Origin of the sequence: Streptomyces calvus, from assembly GCF_006782915.1 — a bacterium.
GTDB lineage: Bacteria > Actinomycetota > Actinomycetes > Streptomycetales > Streptomycetaceae > Streptomyces > Streptomyces calvus.
Genome location: NZ_VCNP01000058.1, coordinates 16,839 through 27,777 on the forward strand (window position 1 = coordinate 16,839; position 10,939 = coordinate 27,777).

The window sequence follows — 10,939 nt, forward strand, 5'->3', positions numbered from 1 at the left end:
GGGTCTAGCGCGACCGGCTTGCGCTGACGTATTAGTAATCAGGCAAAACAAATTACACCCGGTGCAGCGCCGCGCAACACCTCGGCAGGAGCCGCCGTAAGTCGAAGCGCTTCACCAGTCTTCCGAAAGAGCCACCGGCCCGGCACACGCCGTGCCGGTCCCACACAAGGGCACCCACCGTGACAGCACATCCCCCGGTTGCCGCACACCGCGCGCGTGGACGCTCGCGCGGAGCCGTCACGTCGTTCGCAGCCGTCCTGGTCCTCGTTCCCGGAGCGGCCCTGACCGGCTGCGCACAGCAGCGCGACAGCGACGTGTACACCGTGATGAACTCCTCGACCGACGAGACGTACCACCGCTGGGACGCCGAGGCGATGGCCCGCTGCGGCAAGCAGTTGGGGGTGACCATCGAGCAGCAGAGCGTCCCCGCGGCGCAGGTGATGACCAAGGCGCTGCGCATGGCCTCCTCCAAGTCGCTGCCGGACATCGTCCAGTTCGACGCCTCCGAGATGCCGACCTTCGCCGAGGCCGGCGGACTCGTCGACCTGCGCACCCTGGGCCTGAGCACCGACGACGTCCCCGAGGGCATCGTCGACTTCGGCTCGTACAAGGGCACGTACTACGGCGCGGCCCGCTCCGTGAACACGCTCGCCCTCTTCTACAACAAGGACATCCTGGACGAGGCGGGTGTACGGGTCCCCACCACCTGGGAGGAACTGCGCCGGACGGCGAAGCAGCTGACCCAGGGCAAGCGGTACGGCCTGGCGCTCAGCGCGGGCGGAGCCGAGGACGGCGTCTTCCAGTTCACGCCGTTCATGTGGTCCAACGGCGGTGACGAGACGGACCTGGACAGCCCGCAGGTCGTCGGGGCGCTCGACTTCTGGAAGGCACTCCTCCAGGACGGTTCGCTGTCCAAGTCCACGGTCAACTGGACGCAGGCCGACGTCAACGACCAGTTCATGGCGGGCAACGCCGCCATGATGATCAACGGCCCGTGGCAGGTGGAGACCCTCAACACCAAGAAGTCGCTGCACTGGGAGATCGCGCGGATCCCCGTTCCCGAGGCCGGCGCCGATTCGGTGGGACCGCTCGGCGGAGCGGTGCTCACCGTGCCCCGCACCGGTGACGCCGAACGCGAGAAGACGGCCGGCCGGATCGTCGCCTGCCTGGCCGGCGAGAAGGAACAGCTCACCTACGCCCTGAACAGCTGGATGGTCCCGGCCAACGAGAAGGCCGCCGCCGAGTGGCGCACACAGGTGCCCGAACTGGACGCGCTGGCCGACCAGGTCGCCGCCGCCCGCTCCCGCACCGCCAAGCTCGGCGCCGGCTGGTCGGGCGTCTCGCTCGCCCTGCAGAGCGCCTTCCAGTCCGCACTGACCGGCCAGTCCAGCGAGGCCGCCCTGCAGCGCGCCCAGCGGCGCGCCACGAGCGGGAACTGAGGTACGCGCCCATGACCACCTCCACCGTCACCGCCGCGACGTCCGCGACGACGCCCGGACCGTCCGCCGCGCCGGACCCCGCCCGCACCCGCCTGCGGCGCCGCGTCGCCCGCTGGGGCTTCGTCGCCCCCGCCGTCGTCTTCATGCTGCTGTTCTTCGGCTACCCGCTCGTCCGCAACGTCCTGATGAGCTTCCAGCACTACACGCCAAAGACGTTCTTCACCGGCGAGGCCCCCTTCAACGGCACCGACAACTGGTCGTCCGTCTTCCAGGACGTCCTGTTCGGCAAGGCCCTGTGGCACACCCTCGTCTTCACCGCCGGCTCCCTGCTCGGCCAGTTCTGCATCGGCCTCGCCCTCGCCGTCTTCTTCAACCGCAGGTTCCCCCTGAACGGTGTCCTGCGCTCGCTGATCCTGCTGCCCTGGCTGGTGCCCATGGTGGTGTCCGGCATCGTCTGGCGCCGCATCCTCGACCAGGACACCGGCGTGCTGAACACCTTCCTCGGCACGCTCGGCCTGGACGGCGACACCCCGTGGCTGACCAGCCCCGACATGGCACTGCTCTCGGTGATCCTGGTCAACATCTGGATCGGCATCCCGTTCAACATGGTCATCCTGTACGGCGGTCTCCAGGAGATCCCCAAGGAGCTGTACGAGGCGGCCGCCCTGGACGGCGCCTCGGCCTGGCGTACCTTCCGCTCCATCACGCTGCCGCTGCTCAAGCCGGTGATCACGGTGGTCCTGGTGCTCGGCTTCATGTCGACGGTGAAGATCCTCGACCTGATCCTCGCCCTCACCGACGGCGGCCCCGCCGACGCCACCCAGACCCTGGGCACGCTCACCTACCAGAACTCCTTCGTGGAACTGGACTTCGGCGCCGGCGCGGTCGTCGGCAACGTGCTCATCATCGTCTCCGCGGTGTTCGCGGTGTTCTACCTGCGGGCCAACCGCACCGAGGGGAAGTGACCGACATGGCCGCCCACGTGCCCACCGCCGCCCGGCGCCGCTGGGGCTCCACCGTCGCCGGTGTCCTCGTCCTCGGCGTGATGCTCTTCCCGCTGTACTGGATGCTCAACACCGCGCTCCAGCCCGAGTCGGGCCTGCTCCAGGTCGACCCGGTGCCCGACGGCCTGGACCTGTCCGGCTTCACCAAGGCCCTCGACGACCAGGGCGGCCACCTGCTGACCTCCCTGGTGGTCTCCTTCGGCGCCGTCGCGATCTGCCTGGCGATCTCCGCCCCGGCCGCCTACGGACTGGCCCGGTTCGGGCTGCGCGGCTCGCGCACCATCGTCTTCGGCACGCTCATCACGCAGATGGTGCCGGGCATCGTCATCGCCAACGCCCTCTACAACTCCTACGTCGATCTCGGCCTGGTGAACTCCTACGTCGGCCTGATGCTCGCGGACGCCTCGCTCGGCATCCCGTTCTCCATCGTGCTGATGCGCTCCTTCATGGTGTCCATCCCGGGTGAGGTCGTCGAGGCGGCGGAGATCGACGGCGCCGGGCCGGTACGGACGTTCCTGCGGGTGGTGTTGCCGATGAGCCGCAACTCCCTCATCACGTCCGGGCTGTTCGCGTTCCTGTTCTCGTGGAGCGACTTCATGTTCGCGCTCACCCTGAACACCACGGACGACGTCAAGCCGATCACGCTGGGCATCTACCAGTACATCGGCGCCCACGTCGGCGACTGGGGCTCGGTGATGGCCGCGTCCGTGCTCTCCGCCGTCCCCGCCGCGATCCTGCTCGTCCTCGCCCAGAAGTACATCGCCGCCGGCATCACCGGCGGCTCCGTCAAGTGATCACCGCACGCACCGAGATGGACCGATCCGCATGAGTGACTTCCCCCGTTTCCCGCCCGGCTTCGTGTTCGGCGCCGCGACCGCCTCGTACCAGATCGAGGGCGCGGCGTACGAGGACGGCCGCGGCCCGTCCATCTGGGACACCTACAGCCACACCCCGGGCCTGGTCGCGAACGGCGACACCGGTGACGTGGCCTGCGACCACTACCACCGCTACCCCGAGGACGTGGCCCTGCTCAAGGACCTCGGCGTCGGCTCGTACCGCTTCTCGATCGCCTGGCCGCGCATCGTGCCCGACGGCACCGGACCGGTGAACCCCAAGGGCCTGGACTTCTACTCCCGTCTGGTCGACGAGCTCCTCGCCGCGGGCATCGAGCCGGCCGCCACCCTCTACCACTGGGACCTGCCGCAGGGCCTCGAGGACCGGGGCGGCTGGCGGGTGCGGGAGACCGCGGAGCGGTTCGCCGAGTACACGGCCGTCGTCGCGGCGCGTCTCGGTGACCGCGTTCCGCGCTGGATCACCCTCAACGAGCCGTGGTGCAGCGCCTTCCTCGGCTACTCCGTCGGCCGGCACGCCCCGGGCGCCCGCGAGGGCCGGGGCGCCCTCGCCGCGGCCCACCACCTGCTCGTCGGCCACGGGCTGGCCGTGCAGGCGCTGCGGGACGCCGGAGTCCGGGAGGTGGGCATCACCCTCAACCTCGACCACCACCTGCCCGCGACCGGCTCCGCCGCCGACCGGGACGCCGTCGTACGCGCCGACACGCTGCACAACCTGGTGTGGACGGAGCCGATCCTCGCCGGGCGCTATCCGGACACCGAGGAGGACACCTGGGGTGAGCTGATCACCGGGCAGGACTTCCGCCGGGACGGCGACCTGGAGCTGATCCACCGGCCGCTGGACTTCCTCGGCGTCAACTACTACCGGCCGATCGTCGTCGCCGACGCCCCGTACCGGGAGAGCGACCCGGCCCGGCGCGTGGCCACCGACAACCGCTACGCCGAGACGGCCATGCCCGGCGTCCGGCACACCGCGATGGGCTGGCCGGTGGCTCCCGAGACCTTCACCGGCCTCCTGGTGGACCTGAAGGAGCAGTACGGCGACGCCCTGCCGCCCGTCCACATCACCGAGAACGGCTCCGCCGAGGACGACGAGGCGGGGCCCGACGGGACCGTGCACGACACCGACCGCGTGAGCTATCTGCGCGACCACCTCACCGCGCTGCGGGCCGCGATCGACGCCGGGGTCGACGTGCGCGGCTACTACGTGTGGTCGCTGCTCGACAACTTCGAGTGGGCCTTCGGCTACGACAAGCGCTTCGGCATCGTCCGCGTCGACTACGCCACCCAGCGGCGCATCCCGAAGGACAGCTACCACTGGTACCGGAGGATGATCGCCGCCCAGCGGCCCTGACGCGGCGGGGCCGCCGGCTCAGGCGGCGCCCTCCCGGTCGTCGAGGGCGTCGCCGCCGGACCGCTCCGGCGGGTCGGGGAGCGGGGTGACCTCGGGGCTCGCGGCCGGGACCGACGCGTCGTCGGGCCCGGCAACGGCGGGCACGGCACGTGCCGCGGCGACGGGCTTGCGCACCAGCAGCAGCGCCGCGTCGTCGTGCAGCCGGCCGCCCACGTGGTCCAGCAGCTCCTCGTGGAGCGCCGCGAGGGTACGGGCCGGATCGTCGCACAGGTGCCGGGCCAGGCCGTCGGCCAGCGGGTAGAACGCACGGCCGGCGTCGCGGGCCTCCGTGACACCGTCGGTGTAGAGCAGCAGCTGGTCGCCCTCGTCGAAGGGCACCACCTGGAGGCTGGGCGACTCGCCGGACAGCGCCCGCAGGCCCAGGGGCGGCGCGGGACGGACGGGGTCCACCGCCACCACGCCGGCGCCGCGCACCATCAGCGGCGGCGCGTGGCCGCAGTTGACCACCTCCAGGCGCCCGGGCTCCGGGCAGCCGGCGACCACGGCGGTGACGAAGTCGTCGTAGCCGAGGTTGCGGGCCAGGCTGCGCTCGATGCGGCAGACGACGTCCAGGAGGTCCGGTTCGTCGTAGGCGGCCTCCCGGAAGACGCCGAGCACCAGCGCGGCCGTGCCCACGGCCGGCAGTCCCTTGCCGCGGACGTCACCGACGATCATGCGGATTCCGTACGGGGTGGGGATGAGCGCGTAGAGGTCGCCGCCGATGCGGGCCTCGGCCGCCGCGGCGCTGTAGTGGACGGCCACCTGGAACGGGCCGACGGTCTCCGGCACCGGCTTGAGCAGGGCGTGCTGCGCGGTCTCCGCGACGGAGCGCACGGCGGCCAGCACCCGCTCGCGGCGTCCGCGCAGGGCGCTGGCGAGCGCGCCGGCCGCGGCGACCGTCACCAGCGCGGTGAGCACGACCGCCAGCTCCGAGGCGGGCATGCCGTGCCGGACGCCGATTCCCGCGCCGAGGAGCGAGGCCAGCAGTCCGACACCGAGGACGCCGAGAGGGCGGCTGGTGGCCGCGGCGAGCGCCGGTCCGGCCGCGAGCAGCGGCAGCCAGATCTTCCCGGGTCCGCCGAGGAGGTCGACGAACACGACGGCGAGGATGATCACCAGGGGCAGGGCGGGCGTTCCTGCCGCGCAGTGCGCGACGGCCCGTGCGCCGGGTGTGGACGGATGGCCCACCCCCCGCTTGTGCTGTCGAAACGGCCAATGGTCGCGACCATGCTGACGGGCCTGACTCATGTGTCGTCCGCTGTCCTTCACCTTTACGCGGCGTACGCGTGTCCCAAAATGTCTGCTTATTCAGGAAAGGTGATCATTTCAAAGCTCACAAGGGTGCGCTTTTCAGATAGTGAACGACGGTCCTCGGCGCACCCCGCCTCGGATCGTGAACGAAACGGACCGGCCGGCCTCAGATAGTGAGAGACAACCCCCTTGTCACCCGGCCTGCGGCAGGGAGGAGCCGTTCGCGGATCTCTTCCAGGCGGGAGAGCCGGTCCCTGGGCATGGACACCCCGAGCGCGCCGAGCGTGGTGCCGCTGTACACGGGCACCGCGACGCACACGGTGCCCAGGGAGTACTCCTCCAGGTCGGCGACGGCCGGAGCCAGCTCGGTGGCGTCGAGCCGGCGCAGCAGCTCCTCGGCCGTGGTGATCGTGCGGGGCGTGAGGTCGTTCAGCGGGTGCCGGGAGAGGTACTCCTGGCGCGCCGCGCCGTCCAGCTCCCGCAGCACCGACTTGCCCAGCGCGGTGGCGTGCCCGGCGTCCTCGAATCCCACCCACAGGGGTGCGCGCGGGCTGCGGGCGCTGTCGACGATGTCGGCGACACGGATCTCGCCGTCCTCGTAGAAGGTGAGGTAGGCGGCCATGGAGAGCTCGTCGCGCAGCGCGGTGAGGGCCGGCCGGACCCTGCTCAGCAGCGCCTGGCCGCGGCCCGCCGTGTGCAGGGTGCGCAGCCGGTCGCCCAGGACGAAGGCGCCGTCGTCCAGCTTGCGCAGATACCCGTCGTGCACCAGCGTCCGCAGCAGGTGGTAGGCGGTGGCCAGGGGCAGGCCCGTCTCCCGGGCCAGCTGTTTCGCCGGCGCGCCGTTCTGGTGCGCGCTCGCCGCCTCCAGCAGCCGGAAGGCACGCTGCACGGAGCCGATGAGCGTCGGGCCGCCACCCATGGGACCAGCCTGCCCCGGCCCACCGCGGCAGGCAACAGCGGGACCCCCGTCCCGAGGCGAGGAGTCGGGTGCGCGGGATGCGGCCGGGGCCGGTGGTGCGGCCCCGGCCGGTGGGTCGCCCGCCGTGCGCGGCGGTCAGGCCGTCACGGCGCCGGCACCTCGTCCACGAACGACGTGCCGGCCCGGCGGTAGGCGTCGACCTTGGCGGTCACCTGCGCCGGCGTGAGGACCTGGTCCTTGACGTGCAGGACGTAGTCGACCTGCTGCCGGTACGCGCGCGGCGTGGTCGACGTCAGCCCCTCCAGGTCGATCAGCCACTGGTTGAAGTTGATCGACATGGGGCGCTCGGGCAGGTACGCGGCGTCATGGGTGGCGAAGTGCCGGCCGTCGACGTAGTAGGTGACGGCGTTGTCGTCGATGGTCAGGACCAGGTCGTGCCAGCCGGCGAAGCTCTGCCGGCTCTCGCTGTGCTGGTTGACGGCCTGCCAGGGGTCCGGGGCGTACGTCTCCCAGGAGGTGGTGAACAGGGTGCTGGACGGCTCGCCCCAGCCGCCGTTGGGCAGGTACTCGAAGTCGTACTCGGCGTAGTCGTCGGCCATCGGGGCCTTGAGGTCGTTGATGGTGAAGAAGGTCTGCACGACGCGGTCGCCGTCGGGTCCGTGCGTGGGGGCGTCGGAGAACCGCACCCGCGCCGCGTAGGTGCCGTTCCTGAACTTCATGTCCTCGGTGAGGATCTCGGTCTGGACGGTGGAGGCGCCGGTGCCCGCGGTGGAGGTCTCCAGGTTCATCACCGAGGTGCCGCCCTCGGCGCTGAAGGTGACCTTGGAGGGATCCCAGGTCGCACCGGACACGCCCGGTCCGCCGACGCCGGAGCGCACCCGCCAGCCGTGCTCGCCGAGCGCCGGGTCGGTGTGCGAGGTGTAGCCGAAGTCGTCGAACAGGGCCTGGCCGGCCAGTACGCCCGCGGGCCCGCTCGGCTCGGCGGTGGCGGTGGAGGCGGGCAGACCGGCCAGCGCGGCGCTGCCGAGCAGGGCGGCCAGCGCGAGGGCCGTGCGGGTGCGGCGGCCGGTGGGACGAGTACTCATCCGTGGTCCTTTCGCTGTGGGGGGTGGCGCACGGTGGAGCGTCGGTGCGGTGTGCGTGGTGCTGCCGTTCGCCGTGGAGCCGGCGACGAGGGGATCCGGCTCCACGGTCGTGCGCCCGCGGACGTACGGGGACGGCGGCCCGCGCACGGCCCGGGAGTTGACCAGTTGGGCCCCGGGGCCTTACCAGTCGATGTCGAACGAAGGTGGCATAGACCAATGGGGTCGTCAAGTCGCGCCGCACGGACGTGACTTGACGCTCACGCAGGGATCCCCGGGAACCGCCGGACCGGTTAGGGTCGAAGCCCCACCAGTGCCCCGGAGACCGGCCGGCCCGTCCCGTTGGCCGACGAACGAGAGGCCCGTATGGAGATCGATCGCGCCGCCTCGGGCGCCGTGCTCAAGCGGGAACGGGTGCGCGACGCGATCCTCGAACTCATCGAGGCGCGCCGGCCCGGCGACGCCATCCCCTCGGAGCGCAGCCTGTGCGCCCTGCTCGGCGTGTCCCGCCCGACGCTGCGCGCCGCGGTGGACGAACTCGTGGTGGCGGGACTGCTGGTGCGCCAACACGGCCGCGGCATGTTCGTGGCGGCCGAGAAGATCACGCAGGAGCTGGTCCCGGAGCGCAACTCCTTCGCCGTGCCCCGGGCCGGCGGGCTGTGGACCAGCCGCGTGCTGGAGTTCCGCACCCTGCCGGCGGGCGCCCGGGTGGGCCGCAGGCTGCGCCTGTCGCCGGCGGCGCGGATCCGTTACGTGGCCCGTCTCCGGCTGGTCGACGGCTCACCCGTGGCCATCGAGCACCTGCACCTGCCGGCCGACCGGGTGCCCGGACTGACCAGGGCGGAACTGGAACAGGGCGATCTGTACGAGCACTTCAGGGACCGGCACGGCGTGCAGGTCGCCGAGGCGGTGCAGTCCATCGAGCCGACCGTGGTCACCCGCGCGGAGGCGGACCTGCTCGAGGTGCCCGAACTGTCACCGGCCTTGCTGTTCGAGCGGCTCACCACCGACGCCGGTGACCGTCCGGTCGAGTACGTCCACTCGCTCTACCGGGGCGACCGGTACCGCATCGTCTCCCGGCTCGCGCTCGGCCCCCGCACCGTGCCCGCGCCGGCCGAGGGCCACCACCCCGGCATTCCTCCCGGCGACTTCACGGCCGGCCGGCCCGTCACCTTCTCCACACGGGGCGTGGTGCAGAGCGACCGGTGACGGGGCCTGTGCTTCCGCGACGGTGGCGTGGCGTTGCGGCGGGCCGGTGGCCCGGCGGTCCTGCCGTCGGCTGCGCCCCGGGCCCGCCCGGCGAGGCGCGCACCGTGCCCGGCGGCGGCGACCCGGGCGCGCCCCGCACCCGCCCCCTGTGCCGCAAGACTCGGAAATTCCTTAGCCGTTCCGGTGCTTGCATGGCCCCCACGAGGACGGCGCGTGAGTCGGCGCAGGCTGTGCGTCCCGGTCCACGGCAGGAGTGGCCCCGGCGCCGCTCCGCCGGAGGATGCGCGTCTCACGTCGAATGCCGCCGCTTGCGGTCCGCGGGCGCGGCGACGACTCCCGCCGACCGGTCCTCTCCGTGGCGGTGGAAAGAGAGAAGATGTCCAAGCGCGCACTGATCACCGGAATCACCGGACAGGACGGCTCGTACCTGGCGGAACACCTGCTGAGCCAGGGGTACCGGGTGTGGGGGCTCTGCCGGGGGCAGGCCAACCCGCGGAAGGACCGGATCGCCGAGATGATCCCGGGCCTGTCCTTCGTGGACGGCGACCTGATGGACCAGGGAAGCCTGGTCTCCGCGGTCGACCTGGTCCAGCCCGACGAGGTGTACAACCTGGGGGCGATCTCCTTCGTCCCCATGTCCTGGCAGCAGCCCGAACTGGTCACCGAGGTCAACGGCACCGGCGTGCTGCGCATGCTGGAGGCCATCCGCATGGTCAGCGGCCTCAGCAAGTCCTCCGGCGGTGGCTCCCGGGGCCAGATCCGCTTCTACCAGGCGTCCTCCTCCGAGATGTTCGGCCAGGTCGCCGAGAGCCCGCAGAGCGAGACGACCCGGTTCCACCCGCGCAGCCCGTACGGCGTGGCCAAGACCTTCGGCCACTACATCACCCGCAACTACCGTGAGTCGTTCGGGATGTACGGCGTCTCCGGCATCCTCTTCAACCACGAGTCGCCGCGCCGCGGCGCCGAGTTCGTGACCCGGAAGATCACCCTGGCCGTCGCCCAGATCAAGCTCGGCCTCATGGACAAGGTGAGCCTCGGCAACCTGGACGCCGAGCGGGACTGGGGCTTCGCCGGCGACTACGTGCGGGCCATGCACCTGATGCTCCAGCAGGACGAGCCCGGCGACTACGTCGTGGGCACCGGACGGATGCACACGGTGCGCGACGCGGCCCGCATCGCCTTCGAGCACGTGGGCCTGGACTGGCGCGACCACGTGGTGGTCGACCCCGGGCTGGTGCGGCCCGCCGAGGTCGAGACGCTCTGCGCGGACGCCACCAACGCCCGCAAGGAACTGGGTTGGGAGCCCGAGGTCGACTTCGAGCAGCTGATGCGCATGATGGTCGAGTCCGACCTGCGCCAGGCCTCGCGCGACCGCGACTACAGCCGGCTGGTGGCCGCCGCCGGCAACTGGTAGGCGCGGCCCCGCCGCCTCCGCCCCGGCGCCACACACTAGGGATTTCCGCAGACGAACCGCCCGAGACTGGGCCCATGGTCTGCGGAACTGTGTGCACGGTACGCGCGCCGCGGGCGTGCTCCGGGGAAGGTGCCGCGGCGGTATCCGCCCGGCGTCGCGCCGGGAGCCCGCCGCGGACGGGCGGCCCCCGGCGCCCCGTACGGCCCGGACCGCCCGGGGCGTGACCTCCCGCGCGGGGCACGCCCCGCCGGCCCCGCCCCCTGACTCCCTTCCTCCGGACACCCCGGTCGTCCCGCCGAACGGCCGTCCCGGACTCCCGGTGCCGCCACCGGACCTCCAGCCGTCCGCCGGTCTTCTTCCAGATGGGTTGCGTTGAA

At 71.8% G+C, this 10,939-nt stretch carries 8 protein-coding genes and 1 pseudogene; 6 read left to right on the forward strand and 3 right to left on the reverse strand.

Features of this window, described 5'->3' with window-relative positions; all coding sequences use genetic code 11:
- Nucleotides 1-179: 179 nt before the first annotated feature.
- From FGW31_RS33490 to FGW31_RS33505, 4 genes are read left to right on the forward strand one after another with little or no spacing between them, the layout of a single operon-like run.
- Entirely contained in the window at nucleotides 180-1,439 is a 1,260-nt protein-coding gene (locus FGW31_RS33490; protein WP_142197373.1) for an ABC transporter substrate-binding protein, read from the forward strand.
- An 11-nt stretch (nucleotides 1,440-1,450) separates the two neighbouring features.
- Nucleotides 1,451-2,404: a carbohydrate ABC transporter permease gene (locus tag FGW31_RS33495; RefSeq protein ID WP_142197374.1), complete on the forward strand. Its 954-nt coding sequence runs from the start codon at nucleotides 1,451-1,453 to the stop codon at nucleotides 2,402-2,404.
- A 5-nt stretch (nucleotides 2,405-2,409) separates the two neighbouring features.
- Complete coding sequence (locus tag FGW31_RS33500; protein ID WP_142197487.1) at nucleotides 2,410-3,237, forward strand: carbohydrate ABC transporter permease; 828 nt, start codon at nucleotides 2,410-2,412, stop codon at nucleotides 3,235-3,237.
- 31 nt (nucleotides 3,238-3,268) lie between these two features.
- Complete coding sequence (locus FGW31_RS33505) at nucleotides 3,269-4,648, forward strand: GH1 family beta-glucosidase (RefSeq protein ID WP_142197375.1); 1,380 nt, start codon at nucleotides 3,269-3,271, stop codon at nucleotides 4,646-4,648.
- Nucleotides 4,649-4,666: 18 nt separating this feature from the next.
- Here FGW31_RS33505 and FGW31_RS33510 read toward each other — a convergent pair whose 3' ends face one another.
- The 3 genes and pseudogenes from FGW31_RS33510 to FGW31_RS33520 all read right to left on the reverse strand — a co-directional run.
- Nucleotides 4,667-5,935, reverse strand: a complete 1,269-nt coding sequence (locus FGW31_RS33510) for a PP2C family protein-serine/threonine phosphatase (protein ID WP_182674978.1) — start codon at nucleotides 5,933-5,935, stop codon at nucleotides 4,667-4,669.
- 169 nt (nucleotides 5,936-6,104) lie between these two features.
- A complete protein-coding gene (locus FGW31_RS33515; RefSeq protein WP_142197376.1) occupies nucleotides 6,105-6,857 on the reverse strand; it encodes an IclR family transcriptional regulator in 753 nt (250 codons plus the stop codon).
- A 143-nt stretch (nucleotides 6,858-7,000) separates the two neighbouring features.
- Nucleotides 7,001-7,807 (reverse strand): annotated as a pseudogene (locus FGW31_RS33520) (glycoside hydrolase family 16 protein); the annotation flags it as partial.
- Between the two features lie 498 nt (nucleotides 7,808-8,305).
- Between FGW31_RS33520 and FGW31_RS33525 the strand changes: the two are divergent.
- A complete protein-coding gene (locus tag FGW31_RS33525) occupies nucleotides 8,306-9,148 on the forward strand; it encodes a GntR family transcriptional regulator (RefSeq protein WP_142197377.1) in 843 nt (280 codons plus the stop codon).
- 376 nt (nucleotides 9,149-9,524) lie between these two features.
- Entirely contained in the window at nucleotides 9,525-10,562 is a 1,038-nt protein-coding gene (locus FGW31_RS33530; RefSeq protein WP_142197378.1) for a GDP-mannose 4,6-dehydratase, read from the forward strand.
- Nucleotides 10,563-10,939: the final 377 nt, after the last annotated feature.